This window comes from Vibrio sp. Isolate22 (assembly GCF_022398115.1).
GTDB lineage: Bacteria > Pseudomonadota > Gammaproteobacteria > Enterobacterales > Vibrionaceae > Vibrio.
Window position 1 is genome coordinate 70,695 of the sequence record NZ_JAKEUW010000004.1, and the last position, 20,616, is coordinate 91,310.

Below are 20,616 nucleotides of genomic sequence, written 5' to 3' on the forward strand. Positions count from 1 at the left end.
AATCATGTTGAAAAAAACATTAGTAGCCGCTGCTCTTCTTAGCAGCATGAACGCATTCGCTGGCCTAGTTGTAGTTGGCAACCCTGCTATGTCTGAGCTTGATGCTTCAACGGTTAAGAAGTTGTACTTAGGCAAAGCGAAGTCACTACAAATTGAAGCGGTTGATTTGGAAGACGGACACCCAAAGAAAGGTGAATTTCACCAAGCTATCACTCAAAAAACCGAAGCGCAGTTGCAAGCATATTGGGCAAAACGCGTATTCACGGGTAAAGGTCAACCACCTAAGGCTGTTGGTCAGGAGAGCCTAGCAAAAGACATGGTTGCTAGCTCGACAAATACGATTGCTTATATCGATGAATCTTTAGTCGATAGTTCAGTTAAAGTGATTTTAAAACTTTAATTTTATATGTGGCGCTCAATATGAGCGCCACTCTTACATTGGCTTACGTTTAAGCTGATCGTCCTTACATTTAAGATAGCTAGCCTTACTTAACCCTTACATGATATTGCTTAGCTATATGTTATTGTTTCTTAGAACAATTATTCAGTTTGATTTTAATTACATTACTTAAAACACACATTAAATTTAGATTTCTAAGTTTTGATTATCTAACGGTGTACTTAATGTGTGTTTTTTCATATTGAGATTGTTTCTTAGAGTTATAAAATGTGTGGTAAATGTAAACAAGCGGGTGGGATACAATCTGATGCCAAAAGAAAAAAGAGAAGAAATATTAAGTGCAGCAGAAAAGTTATTTATTTCTCAGCCTTATAATAAAGTATCAATTCGCTCTATTGCCAAATCTGCAGGGGTAAGTCCTGCTTTAATTCTTTATTACTTCAACAATAAAGAACAGCTTTTTGACCAGCTCATTGAAGAGCATACAAATCGATTTAAGGAACAGTTTTCAAAATATCAAAGAGTGGAAGGGGTGCAGCTACAACAGTTAATCTCAGAGCTTATTGAGTTTTGGGAAAGTGCGCCAAATATATTTTTATTATTCACCCTTGGTGGTAACTCTTTTAATCACGACAATGTGCAAAGGTTAAAAGAATCTAAGTTCGGTTTCATCTATCACAAGACTCTTGAAAACCTCCTTTATTTAGTAGATGGCTGTAACGAATCCAACTTTCATTATTATCAGATGCTGGTAAGTTCACTGGTTTCTCAACCTTATTTAGAAACAAGACAGCAAAAGTACAACTCTGAGAGTTCGACATTTAACTTGATGCACTATCAAGAAGTTATCGCGAGCTTGTTTAAGAAAGAAAATAGCTACGCATACTGAGCGATATGTAGAGCATCAAAAAGACTGAAGTCTAAGAATTTAGCTCAGCAGTAACCTTATCTTAAAACGTAAAAAAGCCACTCATAGAGTGGCTTTTTGTTTTCCGATGTAATCGAAATTTATGCTTGTTGCTTTTGTAGCTCTGCTTCTTTCGCTTCGTCTTCAATTAGAGAGTCAACGATAACTGCACATGCTGCATCACCAGTGATGTTCAGTGCTGTACGAATCATGTCGAAGATACGGTCTAGAGCGAACAACAGAGGTAGACCTTCGATAGGGATACCAGCCGCCAGAAGAACAGCAACAACTAGGAAAGAAGGACCAGGAACACCTGCTTGGCCAACAGCGCCTAGTGTTGATGTTACGATGATAGCAACGTAAGCACCCATAGATAGGTCGATGTTGAACAGCTGTGCGAAGAAGATGGCCACTAGGCCGTAGTAAATCGCGTTACCAGACATGTTGATCGTTGCACCTAGAGGTAGAACGAACGAAGCCGTAGAGTTGCGTACACCAAGCTCGTTTTCTACAGTGTCCATGGTAACAGGCAGGGTAGCCATTGAAGATGCCGTTGAAAGAGCAACCGCTTGAGGCTTCTTCATTGCAACTAGGAACTTTTTGGCTGAAGTCTTAGTGAAGATTTGAATCATTAGCGGGTAAGCAACAAAGCCGAAGATCAGGATAGCGGCGATGTAAACAACAAACAGCTTGAACACGACCATTAGTGCGCCAAAACCGAATGTACCTACTGCTTCAGCCATTAGGCCAAATACACCAAGTGGAGCGATGATCATTACCTTGTTGATCATCCAAACCATCGCGTCAACAATCGCATTTACGCCATTGATGATAGGCTCACGTTTTTCTTTCGCTTGCTTAGAAAGTGCAATACCAAAGAACAAGCAGAAAACTAGGATTTGCAGAATGTTTGCTTCGTTCAATGATTGGAAAACGTTGGTAGGGATCATGCCGGTGATAGTTGCCCAGAATGTTGGCAGTTCGCCTTTCGCAGCGTACTCAGAAGAGAACATGCCTTCTACGCCCGAAACATCGATACCACGACCTGGTTCGAATACTTCACCCATTACAAGCGCTAGCGCTACAGCAAGTGCAGACGTTAGTGCGAAGTAACCAAGGGTTGTGATACCAACCTTACCAGCAGATGAGCTATTACCTAGACCTGCTGCACCTGAAATTAGGGCAACCGCAACTAGAGGGATAACCAGCATCTTGATCAAGTTGATGAAGATAGCACCCAGTGGAGCGAACATTGTTGCGCTGTCACCCATCATCGCACCAACTAGGGTACCGATGAACATTGCAATAACGACTTGAACGCCAATGTTGCTTAGTAAACTCTTTTCTTTTAACACTTCCATAACCTCTGTGCTACTAAATATAAAATTCCCAGAACTACTCACCAATGTACGATGTACCATTGGATAAATATTTCGCGAAGAGTTTTACACGTATCCTTTACATTTATCAATATGAGCTGAGATGAAACTACGCCAAAAATTGTAGGCCTACCGTTGTTTGGTGTTTTTTTATACCAAGGCAAACGATTGCTTTTGTTTTTTCTTGTGCTGATATTTGCCAAGTTTATAAATGTGAGCATGCATCGTGCTTTGTGAATGTTTTTCATCCTTAAGTATTGAGGTTGTATTATTAACATTTGGTTTTCATTTGTGCGCTTTTTTTGCTCGCTATGTTCTTAGTGATTCTAAATGGAAGTGTTGTATGAAATTTAGCCTGAACTATGCTTAAGGTATCGATTTATTACCAAGATGTTACCTCTGCGCTTTAAATAAAACGTCTATCTAGCATCTCAGTTGTAAGGAGAGAGACATGACTTTTATTTTAAAGTACCTGTTCGCATTTCTTCTGTTGTTCAGTTCGGTAAATGTTCAAGCCGATGATGTTTGGGTGATTGAGGTGAATGGAGGTATCGGTCCTGCAACCAGTGATTACCTAGCAAGATAGATAGAGCAAGCCACCGATGAGCAAGCCAAGCTCATCATAGTAAAGATGAACACGCCCGGCGGGTTAGATACGTCGATGCGCGACATTATTCGATCCATCACCACGTCACCGATTCCGGTAGCCACTTGGGTTGGACCAGCGGGTTCACGCGCAGCAAGTGCAGGGACGTATATTCTACTTGCCAGCCACATCGCTTCGATGGCTCCCGGAACCAACTTAGGCGCCGCGACTCCAGTGTCTCTTGGCGGAGGTAAAGGCCCTTCTAACCCGTTATCCCCACAAGAAGAGGCCAATAAAGACGACAACGCCACAACCAATGAGCAAAGTTCATCTAAAGAAGAGAACTCCGAGCAAGTAAAAGCCACTACCGTGATGGAGAAGAAGGTCATTAATGATGCTGCGGCTTACATTGTTGGCTTGGCTAAACTACACAATCGAAATGAAGAATGGGCAGAAAAAGCGGTAAGAGAAGCAGCGAGTTTGGATTCCGAGAATGCCCTTGAGCTGAATGTGATTGATTTCATAGCCAGCGACCTCCAACAGTTGGTCGAAATGAGTAACGGCCGCACCATCATGATTAATGGCATCAATCAGGACATAGAACTTAATGACGTGGCCTTTGTCGAGAGAGAACAAGATTGGCGCTTTAGTTTGCTCTCGGTAATCACGAATCCGAACGTTGCATACATCTTAATGCTGATTGGTATTTATGGTCTGCTGCTTGAGTTTTATAACCCAGGTGTCGGCTTGCCAGGAGTACTTGGTGGCATCTGTTTGGTGTTGGCTATGTATTCCTTACAAATGTTGCCTGTGAGCTATGCAGGTCTCGCCCTCATTTTACTCGGTATTGCCTTGATGGTCGCCGAAGCCTTTAGTCCGAGTTTTGGGATTTTCGGCTTGGGGGGCGTTGCTGCGTTTTCACTCGGTTCCATCATGTTGATGGACACTGAAGTACCTGGCTACCAAATCGCATTACCGCTAATTATCGGGATAAGTTTGTTCTCCGTTGCTTTTATCGTCGTAACACTCTCTATGTTAGCTCGAGTAAGAAGCAAGCCTGTGACCACTGGGATGGAAGCGGTGGTCGGTGAGACAGGTAAGGTGGTCAGTGGTTTTCCTGGCGCAGGTCGAGTGCTTGTTGCTGGCGAAATTTGGCAAGCCCAATGCACTAGTGAGCTGCAAGCCGGGCAGAGTATCAGAGTCACCAAGCTAACAGGACTTTCTTTAGATGTTGAAGCTCTTTCTGATGAGACATCATCGAAAATTGGTTAGTGCTTGATGAGAGGGTTAACTCGAACGAATTATTCATTGTTGAGTCATCGTTACCATTAGGGGGCGGTTATGTTTATACACACTATAGGTATTGTCATCGTGGTGGTTGTCTTGCTGATCGCCAGTATGTTCAGAGTACTACGCGAGTACGAGCGTGCAGTGGTATTCTTCCTTGGGCGCTTTTATGACGTGAAAGGGCCGGGGTTAATTATCATCATTCCTTTCATTCAACAGATGGTGCGAGTCGATCTACGAACCATTGTATTAGATGTTCCCACACAAGATTTGATCACCAGAGATAACGTATCAGTGAAGGTTAACGCTGTGGTTTACTTCAGAGTGTTGGATCCTAAGATGGCAATCAATAATGTTGAGAACTATCTCGAGGCGACCAGTCAGCTCTCCCAAACCACACTGAGATCAGTTTTAGGTCAGCATGAGTTAGATGAACTGTTGTCTGAACGTGAAGAGCTCAACAGAGATCTCCAATCGATTCTTGATCAACACACCGATAACTGGGGGATCAAGATCGCTAATGTTGAGATCAAGCATGTCGATCTTGATGACAGTATGGTGCGCGCTCTCGCTAAACAGGCGGAAGCCGAGCGTTCTCGCCGAGCTAAGGTGATTCATGCGACCGGTGAGCTTGAAGCATCGACCAAGCTGCGGGAAGCCGCAGATGTGCTAAACAAAGCACCTAACGCTATCCAATTGCGTTATATGCAGACATTGACCGAAGTGGCGAATGAGCGTACCACCACCATCGTATTTCCTATGCCTGTCGATTTAGTGGAGAAAATCACTGATCCAATAAAAGCGACGCTAAATGAGGCTGCGATTAAGAAAGCGATGAAATCCGATGATTAGCCAGGGTTTCTAGCTGCAATAAAAAAGGCGCCACATCTGTGGTGCCTTTTGAATTTAACGTCGTGTTTAGCAGATGCTAACCATTACTTCTGTGTTGCCGCTTTCATCGGCGCAACGAACTGGGCCAGTGTTTTAAGCATTTCTTCTGGTTGTTCAACGTTGTTTTCAATGATTTTTACAACGGCTGAGCCAGAGATAGCACCGGCAGCGCCTGCTTGAATAGCTTCTTTTACTTGCTCTGGAGCTGAGATACCGAAACCTAGTAGTGCTGGTGGCGCGTCGAACTTGTTCAAACGGTCAAGCAGTGCGGTTACTGGCATGTTTGCTTTAGTTTCAGCGCCAGTTACGCCTGCACGAGAAAGTAGGTAAGTGTAGCCGCCACCAAGTTCTGACACAGATTTAAGCGTTTCGTCGCTTGCTGTTGGTGGTGCAATGAAGATAGGGTGAACGCCAAACTTCTTCGCGGCCGCAACAAACTCACCACTTTCGTTGGTTGGTACGTCTGCAATTAGTACCGAGTCAATACCTGCATTGGCACAACGCTCGTAGAAGTTCTCAATACCACGTGCGTAAACCAAGTTTGCGTACATCAGTAGGCCGATTGGTAGCTCTGGGTATTTCGCGCGGATTTGACCAATAAGATCAAAACACACATCAGGCGTTACTTTAGAATCTAACGCACGAATGTTCGCACCTTGGATTGTTGGGCCATCAGCCAGTGGATCTGAGAATGGGATACCAAGTTCAAGGGCGTCAGCACCTGCTTCAACCAAAGTTTCCATGATCTTAAGAGACTGTTCAGCGTTAGGATCGCCAACCGTTACGAATGGTACAAATGCGCCCTGATTCTTTTCAGCTAAGCGAGTGAAGAGTGATTGATAGCGATCCATTATAGTGCTCCTTTCGCTTCAAGAATGTCATGTACAGTGAAGATGTCTTTATCACCACGGCCAGATAGGTTAACCACCAGCAGTTGCTCTTTCTCAGGTTCCGCTTGAGCCATTTTCAACGCGTGTGCAACGGCGTGAGATGATTCTAGAGCAGGGATAATACCTTCGTTGCGAGCAATTGCTTGGAACGCTTCTAGTGCTTCATCATCGGTTACGTTGTCGTATTCTGCACGGCCAATTGCATTTAGGTGAGCGTGCTGTGGGCCAACTGAAGGGAAGTCTAGACCTGCAGACACAGAGTAAGATTCTTCTACTTGACCATTCTCATCTTGCATTAGTGGCGCTTTCATACCAAAGAAGATGCCAGTCTTGCCGTGTTTTAGTGGCGCGCCGTGTTGGTCAGTATCAATACCTTTACCTGCTGGTTCAACACCAATTAGGCGAACGCTTTCTTCTTCGATGAAATCAGCGAACATGCCGATAGCGTTAGAGCCGCCACCCACACAAGCGATAACTGCATCTGGAAGGCGACCTTCACGTGCAAGAATCTGGTTCTTGGTTTCTTCACCAATCATACGTTGGAAGTCACGAACGATGGTTGGGAATGGGTGAGGACCCGCAGCCGTACCTAGCAGGTAGTGCGCATCTTCATAAGTTGCAGACCAGTCACGTAGAGCTTCGTTACACGCATCTTTCAGTGTTGCTGAACCAGAATGAACCGGGATAACCTCTGCGCCCATTAGCTTCATACGGAATACATTCGGGCTTTGACGCTCAACGTCTTTTGCACCCATGTAAACACGACACTTAAGGCCCAATAGAGCACAAGCAAGAGCCGTCGCTACACCGTGTTGGCCCGCACCTGTTTCAGCGATGATCTCATTTTTGCCCATGCGCTTAGCAAGTAGAGCCTGGCCAAGTACCTGGTTAGTTTTGTGTGCGCCACCGTGAAGTAGGTCTTCACGTTTTAGGTAAAGTTTGGTCTTTGTACCTTTAGTTAGGTTGCGAGTCAGCGTTAGCGCTGTTGGACGACCTGCGTACTCTTGAAGTAGCGTCATGAATTCACTGCGGAATTCAGGATCGGCTTGTGCATCGATAAATGCTTGTTCAAGTTGGTCTAGTGCTGGCACTAGGATCTGCGGTACGTATTGACCACCGTATTCACCGAAGTAGGCATCGAGTTTAGCCATTATGTTATTCCTTCAATTCTATTGGAGTGTCTTCACCCCAAGTCATTTAGTCTTGTTTGAGCTTCGCAAAGGCAAAGCTCACAAATAGGTTTTAGTTTCCGCTTTCTAGCTCTAGTTTTCGCTTTTAGAAGCCAGACTAGTAATTACGAATCGCCGCAAAAGCTCGTCGCAGTTTGCCTGCGTCTTTTTTACCTGGAGCCGATTCAACACCAGAGTTTAGATCTAATCCTAAGCAGCCCAACTTAGCCGCTTGGTTAGCATTTTCTGGGTTTAGACCGCCTGCCAACATGATCGCACTTTGGTTGTTGATCAGGCTCCAATCGAATGCTTGGCCAGTACCGCCTGTTTGAGAGCCCACTTTAGTATCTAGCAGATGACGAGTCACGTTGCTTTCCAGTAATTCCGGTAACGCGCTCTCAGCATCGCAAGAAACACCATAAGCTTTCCAAATTTCAACGCTTTCAGGCAGAGATTGTTTTAGCTCATCAACGTACGTTTGAGACTCATCGCCGTGCAGTTGTATAGCGAACAAACCGAGCTCTGAAACGGTATGAGCTACGTCCGCAACGCTGTGATTTTGGAACACGCCGACGTAGTTCAAAGGTGCACCGCTCATCGTCAAACGAGCCGCTTCAATATCCACATGACGTTTAGACGCTTCAACGAAAATCAGACCACCGAATACCGCGCCTGCTTGGTACGCTTTTGCTGCATCATCGGAGTGGGTTAAACCACAGACCTTGTTTTCACCAAGCGTTACTTTACGAACGGCCAGTTCAAGGTTCTTTTCTGCCATAAGAGAGCTGCCAATTAGGAAGCCATCGGCAAATGTTGAAAGGTCACGTACTTGCTGGTGTGTGTAGATGCCAGACTCTGAAATTACGATTGCATTAGGTGCTAGCTCACGAAGTAGTGGGGCTAGTTCTTTTGTACGATTCAAATCCGTCGACAGGTCACGCAGGTTACGGTTGTTAATGCCGATCACCTTAGCGTTTAAAGCCACTGCGCGGTGCAGCTCTTCTTCATTGCTGACTTCTGTAAGCACACCCATGTTCAGTGAATGAGCAACCTCAGCAAGTGCTTGGTACTCTTCGTCATTCAACACCGATAGCATCAACAAGATCGCATCTGCTGAGTAGTGACGAGCGAGATAAACTTGGTAGGTATCAACCATGAAGTCTTTACACAGGATCGGCTGCTTAGCGATGCTGCGAACCTTTGGTAAAAACTCAAAGTCACCTTGGAAGTACTTTTCGTCGGTCAGCACTGAGATTGCGTTAGCGTGGTTGTTATAAACCGATGCAATGTAGTCCAAGTCAAAGTCGTCACGGATCAAACCTTTCGACGGTGATGCCTTTTTACATTCAGTAATGAAAACCGTTTGTTCGCCACTCAGTGCCTCGTAAAAACTGCGGTCTGAGTTGGTTAAAGCGGCTTTGAACTCGTCAAGAGGCTGAGCTTGCTTACGCGCTTCAACCCACTGGTATTTATCACGAACGATTTTTGCTAATACTTCCGCCATTTCAGCTTCTTTAACTGAAACGTGGGTCGACAGTTTATCGGTAGTCTGTGTCATGTTCTTTGTCTCAATTCGTCGTTCGTTAGGCGTGCGCTGCAAGCTTTTGTACAAGCTCGTACGCTTTGCCAGAATTCATCGCATCAATGGCTTGTTGTGCGTTAGCTTTTAGGTCTTCGTGACCAAATAGACGCATTAGCAGAGCAACGTTCACGGCTACTGCGCCAACTTGGGCTTCAGTGCCTTTGCCCGTCAGGATATTGGTTGTGATGGCTTTGTTTTCTTTTGGCTCGCCACCCTTGATAGCTTCAAGAGGGTGAGTGTTCAAACCAAAGTCTGCCGGTGTCACAGTGTATTCGTGAATCGCACCGTCTTTGATTTCTGCAACCATGGTTTCGCCGTGGATAGCCACTTCATCAAGGCCGCTACCGTGAACAACTGCTGCGCGCTTCATACCCATTTGCAACATGGTTTCCGCGATAGGGCGCACTAGCTCTTTGCTGTAAACACCCATTAGCTCGATGTTAGGGCGAGCAGGGTTAATCAGTGGGCCAAGGATGTTGAAGATGGTGCGCGTTTTCATGGTTTGACGAACAGGCATCGCGTGACGTACACCACCGTGGTATTGAGGAGCAAATAGGAACGCTACACCTAATTCATCGACAGCTGTACGAGTGTCTTCTGCTGTCATTGCTAGGTTGATGCCAAACGAATCCAGTAGGTCAGAAGAGCCTGATTTGCTCGATACACTGCGGTTACCGTGTTTTGCAACTTTTAAACCACAAGCAGCGGCAACAAATGCTGAAGTCGTCGAAATATTAATGGTGTTGTGACCATCGCCACCGGTACCAACGATGTCTGCAAAATCGTAATCAGGGCGTGGGAACGGGTTTGCATTGGCAAGCAGTGCTTTTGCCGCACCAGCGATTTCTTCAGGCGTCTCGCCTTTGATTTTCAGAGCAGTTAGTGCAGAAGCCATCAGGATTGGGTCTAGTTCACCCTTGATGATAACGTCGAATAACTGTTGGCTTTCTTCTTGAGTAAGAGACTGCTGTTCGTAAAGTTTATTAATCTGTTCCATGATCGTTTCCTAGTTAGTCTTTTTATCAAGAGTGGCCTTCTTCTCAAGGCAGAGAGGTTTCTCAAGTGCCCATTCGATAGCGTTCGCTAGAAGCGTTGCACCGTAGGTTGTCATAATTGATTCTGGGTGGAATTGGAATCCACATACTTTGTCTTGTTCTTGAACCACAGACATGACCAAACCATCGACTTCAGCCGTTACCGTTAGGCTATCAGATACATGCGTAGCAACCAGAGAGTGGTAGCGAGCAATAGCCAGTGGAGAAGGTAAGCCTTGGTAAGTCGCATGATTTTGATGTTCCATCATCGATACCTTACCATGAATGATTTCGCCTGCGCCTGCAACGGTGCCGCCATAAGCTTCAACGATAGCTTGGTGACCTAAACAGATACCAATCATTGGCACTTTACCTTTTAGCAACTGAATTAGTTCAGGCATGCAGCCCGCGTCTGCTGGAGCGCCAGGACCTGGTGAAAGTAGGGCAACAGGGTTGTCTAGTTCGTTGATTGCCGCTTCCACAACCTTTGCAGAGATGTTGTTACGGTAAATCTTTACGTTGTGACCCAATGAGCGGAATTGGTCGACAAGGTTGTAAGTGAACGAGTCGAAGTTATCGATGAATACAATATCAGCCATGATTACGACTCCTTCTTGTTAGAGATGTTTTTAGTGTGTGCTGCTTGAATTGCTGAGATAACCGCTTGAGCTTTGCCGCGAGTCTCATCCGCTTCAGCTTGTGGGTCTGAATCGAACACCACGCCAGCGCCAGCTTGTACTTGTGCTACACCATCTTCAACGTACGCAGAGCGAATTACGATACAAGTATCTAACGTGCCTTCACCTGTTAGGTAACCCACCGCGCCACCGTAGCTACCACGACGTGTTTTTTCTACATCACGGATAAGCTGCATTGCACGGATTTTTGGTGCGCCTGTTAGCGTGCCCATGTTCATACAAGCTTGGTAAGCGTGTAGGGCATCTAAATCTTCACGTAGCTGACCAACAACACGAGAAACCAAGTGCATCACATGGCTGTAGCGGTCAACTTTCAGTAAATCTGCTACGTGGCGAGTGCCTGCTTCGGCAATGCGTGCAACGTCGTTACGCGCTAGGTCGACAAGCATCATGTGTTCTGCGTTCTCTTTCTTGTCGGTACGCAGTTCAAGCTCAATACGGCTGTCTAGGTCGAAATCGATTTGGCCATCAGGACGCTTACCACGACGACGAGTACCAGCAATTGGGTAGATCTCAATTTGGTTGGTTTCAGTTTCGTATTTCAGCGCACTTTCTGGAGAAGCGCCGAACAGAGTAAACAGCTCATCTTGCATGTAGAACATGTAAGGGCTTGGGTTACTTTGTTTAAGTTCTTTGTAAGCTGCCAGTGGAGCTGGGCAAGGAAGCGTGAAGCGGCGTGATGGTACGACTTGGAACACATCGCCTTTTACTACGTACTCTTTTAAGTCACGAACGGTTTGACAGAAGTCTTCGTCTGATACGCTTGGTACTGCTTCCACGTTGTCTAATGGTGTAACTTCCGTGATTGCTTTCAGTGACTGACATTGCGTTTGAATCTCAGCTAAACGCTCGGTTAATTGTGCTTTGATGCTGTCGTCTTGAGCGAATAAGCTTGCGTGAAGTAGGCCTTGGTTTTCCTGGTGGTCGAAACGAAGCAGGGTTTCAGCGACGTAGAAAACAAAGTCAGGGCAGTTATTGGTTGCCTCAGCATCACCTAGTGGTTCAAAGTTCGCTACGATGTCGTAAGCGAATAGACCAGCCATAAACAATGCATGTTTGTTACCAGCGTCTTGCTCAAAGCTGTGCTGAACCAAACGCAGTGCATCGAAAGAAGAGGCTTCTCTTAAGCGGGAGTCTTCGTCCAGTTCGTTACTAGGCTCAACAAAAATGAGCGTCAAAACGTTATCAGTAAGGTCAGATTTGATCTCTGCTTTTACGTTTTGAGTTAGGTGTTCGATAAGCGCTTGACCGTTTTTAGTCAGGGCTTGAAAGGTTACTTCATGTTCGCGGCATACGATGCGAACAGCAGAGTCGATAAGGAGTAGGCTTGTCAGGTTCTGTTTAGATTCAATCTCAGCAGATTCCAACAGCAAACTGTCCGTTTTGTTTTCACACAAGGTATGGAAAACACTGGTTGGATCTTGCGAGTAAGGAACTGAAGTATTGATGACCTCAATAGTTCCCAGCTTTTTGATTTCAATGGCCTTGTTCACAAGACCTCCTTTATGATTCTTTAAATTTCCTGCCGTACATAGTCGCATAAAGATACCTTTCACCCAATCTAGAATATGGTCAATTCGATGATTTGTTAGTCAGTTGAATGTGAGATGTTCGACAAATTAAAAAGCCCGCTATGGAAGCGGGCTTAGTGATAACTTTTTTATAAACAAACTGTTTAATTAGAAGTATACGTTAGCCCACCAAGAACTTGTCCAAGTGCGCCACCAATTAAGCTCTGAACTTGCTTCTACTGAAGAAAGTTCTAAAACTTTATCTTTATGGTCTTGGTTAAATTCTTGTAACATGGTGAACCTATCAAATGTGATACTTCGTATTTGTGTACTAGTTAACTAGTTTTCTGCTTGCGGGTCAAGTGTGTTGACACAAATATAACGATAAAAATTGAAAACAATGAAAAAGAATATATGAGAATTGATCTACATAGTCATACAACAGCCTCAGATGGCCGACTTACTCCACCTGAGCTAATTGACCGAGCGCTGAGCTTTAACATCGAAGCGCTAGCGATTACAGATCATGATACGACTGATGGGCTTGCTGAAGCGCGCAACTATATTGCGGATAACAATCTTCCAATTCAGCTGATCAACGGCATCGAAATTTCCACCGTATGGCAAAACAAAGATATCCATATTGTTGGTTTAAACGTTGACCCTGAGTCCCCAGAGCTGAAAGCTCTCATTGAACAACAGAAGCAGCACCGTATTGGCCGTGCAGAACTGATTGCTCGGCGCCTTGAAAAAGCAACCCGTGAAGGGGTGCTAGAAGAGGTGAAGTTGATTGCTGGCGATGCACCGATCACCCGCGCTCACTTTGCTAAATGGTTGGTTGATAACGGCTACGCGAAAACCATGCAGCAAGTATTCAAGAAGTTCCTAACACGTAATAACCCAGGTTATGTGCCGCCAACTTGGTGTTCAATGAGTGATGCTGTCACAGCCATTCACGCCGCTGGTGGGCAAGCGGTATTAGCGCACCCAGGGCGATATGGCTTTACCGCTAAGTGGGTTAAGCGTCTATTGACTGCGTTTGTTGAAGCAAAAGGTGACGCGATGGAAGTGGCGCAACCGCAGCAAGCACAACAAGAACGACGCACTCTTGCCGATTATGCTATACAATACAAACTATTAGCCTCCCAAGGCAGTGACTTCCATTATCCATCTCCTTGGATGGAACTTGGACGTAATCTCTGGCTACCTTCTGGGGTCGAAGAAGTATGGAAAGATTGGGAGTTTCAAACAGTTTCACCATCAGATAACGATGACAGTATCTAGGTGAAGCAGCTCCTTCTGATGATAGAGTCGAGAGATTCGATAACGAGGATCAATAATGAGCCAGTTTTTTTATGTACACCCAGATAACCCACAAGCACGTTTAATCAACCAAGCGGTTGCGATTGTTCGTAACGGCGGTGTAGTGGTTTATCCAACCGACTCAGGCTATGCGCTGGGTTGTCAGCTTGAGAACAAACAAGCACTAGAACGTATTTGTAAGATTCGTCGTATCGACGACAAGCATAACTTCACTCTGTTATGTCGTGACTTGTCTGAACTGTCACTGTATGCCCGAGTAGACAACGTTGCTTTTCGTCTGCTGAAGGCTCATACGCCAGGTGCTTACACGTTTATTTTTAAAGCGACCAAAGAAGTGCCAAAGCGTTTGATGAACGCGAAACGTAAAACCATTGGTATTCGTGTACCAGACAACAAGATCGCTCTAGACCTGTTAGAAGCGATGGGTGAGCCATTGATGTCTACGTCTCTTATTTTACCGGGTAATGAGACAACAGAGTCGGATCCAGAAGAAATTCGCGACAGTCTAGAACACGCTGTTGATGTTATTTTGAATGGTGGCTACTTAGGTGAACAACCGACCACAGTGATTGACTTCAGCGACGATGATGCTGTCATTCTACGCCGTGGTGCCGGTGATCCAGCGCCGTTTGAATAATCGCATTACTGGTTAACAGTCTGTAACGATACAGAGCGCCTACCATAAGTAAATAACAAGTGCTTTTTGGTAGGTAATTTGCGATAATACGCGACCGCGATTTGGTCGCGAAAAATTCATTCGACGTCTGTGAAGACGACAATTAGGTAGAAAAGAGTAAATGAGCGAAAAATTACAGAAGGTTTTAGCGCGAGCTGGTCACGGTTCTCGTCGTGAACTAGAAGGTTTAATCAAATCTGGCCGTGTAAGTGTTAACGGGCAAGTTGCGAAACTGGGCGAACGTCTTGAAGACGAAAACTCAGTGATCCGTATCGATGGCCATACTGTTTCAGGCAAAGCGTCTGAAGAAGTGGTTTGTCGTGTACTTGCTTACTACAAGCCTGAAGGTGAGCTATGTACTCGTCATGATCCTGAAGGTCGCCGCACAGTTTTCGATCGTCTACCTAAGATCCGTGGTTCTCGTTGGATTTCGGTTGGTCGTCTTGATGCGAACACGTCTGGTCTTTTGCTTTTCACTACTGATGGTGAACTTGCAAACCGTCTAATGCACCCAAGCCGTCAGGTTGAGCGTGAATACCTAGTACGTGTATTTGGTGAAGTTACTGAGCAGAAGGTTAAGAACCTTGTGCGCGGTGTTGAACTAGAAGACGGCATGGCTCGTTTCGAAGATGTGGTTTACGCTGGTGGTGAAGGTATGAACCATACTTTCTACGTAGCGATTAACGAAGGTCGTAACCGTGAGGTTCGTCGTCTTTGGGAATCACAAGAAACAACAGTAAGCCGCCTGAAACGTGTACGTTACGGTGATATCTACCTTGATAAGAAACTGCCTCGTGGTGGTTGGAAAGAGCTAGATCTTCAAGAAGTAAACTACCTGCGTGAGCTTGTAGAACTTAAGCCTGAGAAAGAGACACTGTTGGACCTTGATCCTTCAAACACTTCTCGTAAGCGTGAGCGTTCTCGTAGCCAGAAAATTCGTCGCGCTGTTAAGCGTCACGAAGAGCGCGCAAATGCACCAAAAGGCCGTAGCAATCAAGCTAAACGTAAGAAGCCAGCTACTCGTGGTACTACAACACCTGATACAGGTCGCAGCGCTCCAGCAGCAAAAGGCAAGCCTCAAGCGAACAAAAGCAAGCCAAAGACAAACAACGGTCGTCCGGCTAAACCAGCTAAGCCAAGAACTCGTCAGTAATGATGTAAGTTCTCAAGCTTAAAGCTTTATTGTCTTAAAGCACTGAATACTAAAAAACCTGCTCATTGAGCAGGTTTTTTTACGTCTGAAGAAATAGAAGATGGGGGATGCGAGTAATCGAGTAGCGAAAATATGCTGCCATAAACGACAGTATGCGTGCCTTTCGTGTACGCGCACTTATAATCCGATCGTATCTCGTATCTCGTATCTCGTATCTCGTATCTCTTCTACTTATGATTCGAAAAGTTGTCACCCTTCGCCAAGCGGTCATAAAGCACCACGTTCACAGATGCTGCGAGGTTCATGCAGCCATTGGTTGGTACGTAAATCGTGTCTCGGCAGAAGTCAGTGATCTCTTTCTTCAAGGTACCATCTTCAGGACCAAAAATATAAAACGCGCGTGGTGGGTGTTTGTAATCCGGTAGAGGTTTCGCACCTTCAATCAGATCAACGGCCACAGGCACGCAGCCTACTGGAATAATGTCTTTCAGCTCTTCAACACCGATCAGTGGCAGTTCTAAGTGCTTCTCTTTGGTGTCGGTGTGGAATTTTCGCGCATGATCGTAGCGTGTGCCTGTATAGAACACAGAGTTAGCGCCGTAGCAGCCAGCCGCTCGCATTACAGAGCCTACGTTTTCAGGCGTCTTTGGGTTAACTAGGCCAATGCAGGCATAGCCTTTAGATTGTGTGTCTGTTTTTGCTTTGGTCATATCAATGAATATAAAGTTGATAATGAAAGAGAGTGCTCATGCAGGTACGTAGCGTGATAAAAATAGCCGAGCAAGTGGCTCGGCTAGATTTTTAACTCGTTTACATGAGTGCTTGTTTACTCATGAAGTTGAGCGTCAGCGGTCGAACTAGTCGCGCTTCCACAGCATGTGACAGAACTTATGCTCTGGGTCACGGCTGATTAGCATGCGAGCAAATACGTCGTCTAGAACGTCATCAGCTTCATTCACAAGACCAATGCGCACTTCTGCGTAGATTTCTTTGTCGACTTCAAAGCCAACATGTTCAACCCAATCATCACCTGTTTCAACAAGCTCTGCAGCGCCACGGTCTTCAAACTGAGCCGTGAATAGAATCACATCTGCAGGTTCAAGGTTATCGGGTGCCATCTCTAGGAAGATGTCGTATGCAGTATCAATTGCGTCGTCATAAGACATTAGGTCGTTAGCTTCGGTCATAATAAGTATCTTAGCTTGCGCGGTTCATGTATTTACGTTCAGCAGTGTTTACTACTACTTTGTCGCCAGTCGCGATGTATTCAGGTACTTGGATAGTAAGACCTGTAGAAAGACGAGCAGGCTTAGTACGAGCAGACGCTGATGCACCTTTGATTGAAGGGTCAGTCTCTTCGATAACTAGCTCAACAGATGTTGGTAGCTCAAGTGTTGCAGCGTTGCCGTCGATAAGGATAGCGTACATGCCTTGAGTGTCTTCGTTGATGAACAGTAGTTCGTCTTCGATAGTTTCACCGTTGAAGATGAATTGTGTGTAATCTTCGTTGTCCATGAAGATGTACTCGTTGCCATCAACGTAAGAGAACATTACTGCACGCTTAGTTACGTCGATAGTTTCAACGATTTCGTCAGCCTTGTGGCGAACTTCAGTTTTTACGCCAGTTGCTACGTCGTTACCACGGAAACGGTAAATCTTTTGACCGCCGCGGCCACCTGGTGTTGTTACTTCGATATCTTTAACAATGACTGTTTTGCTTTCTACAGTGATAGCAAAACCTTTTTTAATTTCACTTGCTCTAGGCATTTTGTGTTTGTCCTTAGTGGGTCTATTCGCTGATTATATCTCGGAGATGCTATAAATAGGAATAGCTTGAATCATAAAGTCACCTAAGCGATCATAGAGTCACAGTTAAATCATGATTTTATTTGCCGAAACGACCTATGCAGTTACCTGTTATTGACCCTACACAGCCTTTTCAACCTGAATTCCAACCTGTGGTTAACGATCTGATTACCTTCTTAAAAGGTGGGCTAGGTTCTAATCTTCACAGTGTCTATATTTATGGCAGTGTTGCTCGTAAGCAAGCCGTAGCTGGTCGCTCAAATCTTGATGTGGTTGTGGTGACACACCGTCCGTTCCCTGAACAGCGAACTACGCTGTTAAACACTATTAAATGGCGTTTTCAAAAGAGCTTTCCTCAAGTCACTCAGGTGGCAATAAAGACCACTTTGGTGAGTGACGTTGTCGATTTCGATAACATCTTCACATGGGGCTTTATGCTCAAGCACCTGTCGGTGTGTGTATACGGTGAAGATCTATCAGACTGTTATGGTGATTTTGAAACCAGTTGGGAAATTGCCAAGCATTGGAATATGGACGTCGAGAACTGGTTAGCGGTATATCGAAACAAAATTGCGCGAGCAGCAACGCCTGAGCAGCAAGTTGCAGCGCAAGTGATCATCGCTAAGAAACTGCTACGAGCGAGTTACTCTTTGGTGATGTACCGTGACAAGTCTTGGTTCGATAATCCTGTCGAGTGTGGTCAGCAGTTCCTGAAATATCATCCAGATAGAGAAGTTGAAATTCAAAGACTGGGTATTTTACTTTCAGGTCGACCGATTCCGAAACGTTCAGTGATCGGCATTCTAGATGGGTTTGGGGAATGGCTGGTTAAGCAGTATCAGAAAACTGAATTTCGAATAGGGTAAAGCTTCATACTCTACAGATATAAAAAAGCAGAGCGAATTGAACATTCCTCTGCTTTTTTGTTCTGATTAAACTCAGACAAAAATCTTAGAATAAACCTAATTGCTGCCCGCTAACTCTCTCAAAATCTAATCCAATAAAAGGCAAAATCGCTTCAGCTACCGGCTTAATCTGTTTATCGATGTAATGCTGATAATCGATACCACTCTTCAAATACTCTTTAGGCTCTGGGCCATTCAAGGTAATCAAGTATTCAATACGTCCTTTGTTTTGGTATTGAAGTGGGCGTCCTAGTTTTGCATTGACCTCATCTGCCATTCTGGCTGCTCGAACTTGTGGTGGAATGTTCTTTTGATACTCATGCAGCTTGCGGCGCAAACGCTTCTGGTAAACCAGTAAATCGTCATGTTTACCTGCTGAAGTTTCATCAACAAACTGTCTGACGTAGTCGGTCGGATCTTGGTCGTGAAAGACCATCTCATACAAGGTTTGTTGGAACTGCTGTGCTAGCGGTGTCCAGTCTGTTCGTGCACTTTCAAGCCCTTTGAAAATGATCTTCTCTTGGTCACCATGATTGATTAAGCCTGCGTAGCGCTTCTTCGAACCGGTTTCCGAACCACGAATGGTTGGCATCAGGAATTTGCGATAGTGGGTCTCGTATTCTAATTCAAGAATTGAAGTCAGGTTATAGGCATCTTTAAGGTGATTAGTCCACCAGTTGTTGATATAGGCCACTAGTTGATGGCCGATCTCGTCGGCTTGTTCTTGGTCATAACTGCCATTGAGGGAAACGAAAGTCGAGTCGGTATCCCCATAAATCACTTGGTAGCCCTTGTCTTCGATCAGAACTTTGGTTTGCTTCATGATCTCATGGCCACGCATCGTGATTGATGACGCCAACCTTGTATCAAAGAAGCGGCAACCAGATGAACCTAACACGCCATAGAAAGAGTTCATGATGATCTTAATGGCTTGAGAGAATGCTTTCTCGTTGTTCTTCTTTGCAACGTCACGTGCAGCCCAAAGGTTTTCGATCATCTCTGGCAAGAAGTGTTTGGTACGGTGAAATTGTCCACCGCGAAAACCATCAACGGCTTGGTCTTCTGCTGGGCCGATTTCCAACTTCAACCCTTCGATTAGCCCCATAGGGTCAATCAAAAACGAGCGAATGATGGACGGGTACAGGCTCTTGAAGTCGAGCACTAGTACCGAGTCATAAAGATTAGGTATGGAGTCCATCACGTAGCCACCGGGGCTCGCAATCCAGTTCTCAGGCTCCAGGTTAGGGGCAACATAACCTGCTCTGTGAATCTGAGGTAAGTATAAATTGGTAAAGGCTGCAACAGAGCCGCCAACACGGTCTAGCTCAACTCCGGTCAAGCGAGAGCGCTCAATAACAAAATCGAGTAGGTGAGTGCGTTCGAAGATTCGATTTACCAACACACAGTCTTGCAGATTGTACTTAGCCAATGAGGGCTTATCGAACTTGAACATTCGATTAATCTCATCCATGCGGTCATGAACGTTATGGATATCTTTCCCTTCACCAAGCAGTTCGCGAGAGACAGACTCAAGCGACCAGGAGCGAAAGTGATAGGTGGCCGTTTTCAACATGTCGATGCCATCCAAAACGACACGTCCAGGAATGGTTATGAAGCCTTGTTGGTTTTGTGCTGAGCTGCGGAAGAAGCTAGGTTGGTTATCCCGACCAATGCTGAGCTTCACCTCGTTCCATTCTGCACGCTTGTGTAGTAGCCTAAAATCGAAGTCAATGACGTTCCAGCCAATGATGATGTCTGGGTCAAATTCAGAGAACCACGAAATCATCGCTTCAAGCAGCGCTTTTTCATTCGAAACCCATTGGATATTGGTTTCAGCTTGTTGAGGCTCGCCAATCATAATCACTCGGCTATCCATTGGACTGTCTAAGCCAATGGAGTAGAGCACGCCTTTCTCTGAACATTCAATATCCAGAGAAACCATCGATAATGTTGGTAAGTAATTGCCCGCTCTGCACTTGGCATTGGAGACTCGACGATGCTGATTCTTTTGCACAGCCGTGCCAGTAAACTCGATACTTCCCTTGATAAAACGTTCCATTAGGAATCGATCCGCAAGGCGAATATCGCTCTCAAAAGTCTGGATTTCTTCGTTGTTAAAGGCTTGTGCTAACCCAAAGCTGCTTCTCGATAGTGTTGTATAACAAGCCGCGAGAGGGGTTTGCTCGAAAGTTGCGAGCTCAAGAGGTTTAAACTGGCACTCAATGGACTCTTTGGCTGCAATCGACTCGCATGCGGCTACATCAGATTGAGCAACAAAAAACACTGGCTTTTCGTTTTGAATAGTCAGAAGAGTAGGGCCTTCCGGTGTGTTTAACCACAAGTCGATTTGTGTGCGCCCTGAAAAATCTCTCGCCTGTCTTGTAAGTACAAAGCCTTGCTGAATATCCAATGTAATAAC

19 protein-coding genes, 1 pseudogene and 1 other annotated feature are annotated in these 20,616 nt (G+C 45.3%); of the genes and pseudogenes, 8 read left to right on the forward strand and 12 right to left on the reverse strand.

Annotation, left to right across the window (positions count from 1 at the left end):
- Positions 1 to 4: 4 nt before the first annotated feature.
- Both L1D55_RS04300 and L1D55_RS04305 read left to right on the forward strand, forming a co-directional pair.
- Positions 5 to 400 (forward strand): hypothetical protein, encoded by a 396-nt coding sequence (locus L1D55_RS04300; RefSeq protein WP_004741242.1) that lies wholly within the window; start codon positions 5 to 7, stop codon positions 398 to 400.
- 307 nt (positions 401 to 707) lie between these two features.
- Positions 708 to 1,289: a TetR/AcrR family transcriptional regulator gene (locus tag L1D55_RS04305; protein WP_004741243.1), complete on the forward strand. Its 582-nt coding sequence runs from the start codon at positions 708 to 710 to the stop codon at positions 1,287 to 1,289.
- 119 nt (positions 1,290 to 1,408) lie between these two features.
- Here L1D55_RS04305 and L1D55_RS04310 read toward each other — a convergent pair whose 3' ends face one another.
- On the reverse strand, positions 1,409 to 2,728 hold the full coding sequence (locus L1D55_RS04310; RefSeq protein WP_345772774.1) for a dicarboxylate/amino acid:cation symporter: 1,320 nt from the start codon (positions 2,726 to 2,728) through the stop codon (positions 1,409 to 1,411).
- Positions 2,729 to 3,137: 409 nt separating this feature from the next.
- Here L1D55_RS04310 and L1D55_RS04315 point away from each other — a divergent pair.
- Both L1D55_RS04315 and L1D55_RS04320 read left to right on the forward strand, forming a co-directional pair.
- Positions 3,138 to 4,544: pseudogene (locus L1D55_RS04315) on the forward strand (nodulation protein NfeD).
- 69 nt (positions 4,545 to 4,613) lie between these two features.
- Positions 4,614 to 5,411, forward strand: coding sequence for a slipin family protein (locus L1D55_RS04320; protein ID WP_239916630.1), 798 nt, complete (start codon positions 4,614 to 4,616; stop codon positions 5,409 to 5,411).
- A gap of 83 nt (positions 5,412 to 5,494) precedes the next feature.
- Here the strand turns inward: L1D55_RS04320 and trpA are convergent, their stop codons facing one another.
- From trpA to L1D55_RS04355, 7 genes are all read right to left on the reverse strand, one after another.
- On the reverse strand, positions 5,495 to 6,301 hold the full coding sequence (gene trpA, locus L1D55_RS04325; protein ID WP_239916631.1) for a tryptophan synthase subunit alpha: 807 nt from the start codon (positions 6,299 to 6,301) through the stop codon (positions 5,495 to 5,497).
- A complete protein-coding gene (gene trpB / locus L1D55_RS04330; protein WP_008224417.1) occupies positions 6,301 to 7,491 on the reverse strand; it encodes a tryptophan synthase subunit beta in 1,191 nt (396 codons plus the stop codon). Before trpB ends, trpA begins: the two co-directional genes overlap by 1 nt.
- A gap of 136 nt (positions 7,492 to 7,627) precedes the next feature.
- A complete protein-coding gene (gene trpCF, locus L1D55_RS04335) occupies positions 7,628 to 9,067 on the reverse strand; it encodes a bifunctional indole-3-glycerol-phosphate synthase TrpC/phosphoribosylanthranilate isomerase TrpF (RefSeq protein WP_239916632.1) in 1,440 nt (479 codons plus the stop codon).
- Positions 9,068 to 9,092: 25 nt separating this feature from the next.
- Positions 9,093 to 10,088: an anthranilate phosphoribosyltransferase gene (gene trpD, locus L1D55_RS04340; RefSeq protein ID WP_239916633.1), complete on the reverse strand. Its 996-nt coding sequence runs from the start codon at positions 10,086 to 10,088 to the stop codon at positions 9,093 to 9,095.
- Positions 10,089 to 10,097: 9 nt separating this feature from the next.
- Positions 10,098 to 10,724: an aminodeoxychorismate/anthranilate synthase component II gene (locus L1D55_RS04345; RefSeq protein WP_102424840.1), complete on the reverse strand. Its 627-nt coding sequence runs from the start codon at positions 10,722 to 10,724 to the stop codon at positions 10,098 to 10,100.
- 2 nt (positions 10,725 to 10,726) lie between these two features.
- On the reverse strand, positions 10,727 to 12,316 hold the full coding sequence (locus tag L1D55_RS04350; protein ID WP_239916634.1) for an anthranilate synthase component 1: 1,590 nt from the start codon (positions 12,314 to 12,316) through the stop codon (positions 10,727 to 10,729).
- A gap of 125 nt (positions 12,317 to 12,441) precedes the next feature.
- Positions 12,442 to 12,556: a sequence feature (Trp leader region), on the reverse strand.
- Positions 12,503 to 12,628 carry a hypothetical protein gene (locus tag L1D55_RS04355; protein WP_004741253.1) on the reverse strand — a complete coding sequence of 42 codons (126 nt, stop codon included), beginning with the start codon at positions 12,626 to 12,628 and terminating at the stop codon, positions 12,503 to 12,505. Its footprint overlaps the feature before it by 54 nt.
- 120 nt (positions 12,629 to 12,748) lie before the next feature.
- Between L1D55_RS04355 and L1D55_RS04360 the strand changes: the two genes are divergently transcribed.
- The 3 genes from L1D55_RS04360 to rluB all read left to right on the forward strand — a co-directional run bounded on the left by L1D55_RS04360 (position 12,749) and on the right by rluB (position 15,486).
- The gene (locus L1D55_RS04360; protein ID WP_239916635.1) at positions 12,749 to 13,618 is read left to right on the forward strand and encodes a PHP domain-containing protein; all 870 of its coding nucleotides are present in this window, start codon (positions 12,749 to 12,751) and stop codon (positions 13,616 to 13,618) included.
- A gap of 55 nt (positions 13,619 to 13,673) precedes the next feature.
- Entirely contained in the window at positions 13,674 to 14,294 is a 621-nt protein-coding gene (locus L1D55_RS04365) for an L-threonylcarbamoyladenylate synthase (protein ID WP_004741255.1), read from the forward strand.
- A 160-nt stretch (positions 14,295 to 14,454) separates the two neighbouring features.
- Positions 14,455 to 15,486, forward strand: a complete 1,032-nt coding sequence (gene rluB / locus L1D55_RS04370; RefSeq protein ID WP_239916636.1) for a 23S rRNA pseudouridine(2605) synthase RluB — start codon at positions 14,455 to 14,457, stop codon at positions 15,484 to 15,486.
- A 227-nt stretch (positions 15,487 to 15,713) separates the two neighbouring features.
- Here the strand turns inward: rluB and L1D55_RS04375 are convergent, their stop codons facing one another.
- From L1D55_RS04375 to yeiP, 3 genes are all read right to left on the reverse strand, one after another.
- Positions 15,714 to 16,196, reverse strand: coding sequence for an RNA methyltransferase (locus tag L1D55_RS04375; protein ID WP_004741257.1), 483 nt, complete (start codon positions 16,194 to 16,196; stop codon positions 15,714 to 15,716).
- A gap of 147 nt (positions 16,197 to 16,343) precedes the next feature.
- Entirely contained in the window at positions 16,344 to 16,673 is a 330-nt protein-coding gene (locus L1D55_RS04380; protein WP_004741258.1) for an HI1450 family dsDNA-mimic protein, read from the reverse strand.
- Positions 16,674 to 16,683: 10 nt separating this feature from the next.
- The gene (yeiP, locus tag L1D55_RS04385) at positions 16,684 to 17,253 is read right to left on the reverse strand and encodes an elongation factor P-like protein YeiP (RefSeq protein ID WP_004741259.1); all 570 of its coding nucleotides are present in this window, start codon (positions 17,251 to 17,253) and stop codon (positions 16,684 to 16,686) included.
- Positions 17,254 to 17,390: 137 nt separating this feature from the next.
- On the opposite strand from yeiP, the gene L1D55_RS04390 reads away from it, so the two are divergent.
- The gene (locus L1D55_RS04390) at positions 17,391 to 18,158 is read left to right on the forward strand and encodes a nucleotidyltransferase domain-containing protein (RefSeq protein WP_239916637.1); all 768 of its coding nucleotides are present in this window, start codon (positions 17,391 to 17,393) and stop codon (positions 18,156 to 18,158) included.
- Positions 18,159 to 18,243: 85 nt separating this feature from the next.
- Here L1D55_RS04390 and L1D55_RS04395 read toward each other — a convergent pair whose 3' ends face one another.
- Positions 18,244 to 20,607, reverse strand: a complete 2,364-nt coding sequence (locus L1D55_RS04395) for a DNA polymerase II (protein ID WP_239916638.1) — start codon at positions 20,605 to 20,607, stop codon at positions 18,244 to 18,246.
- Between the last annotated feature and the right edge of the window lie 9 nt (positions 20,608 to 20,616).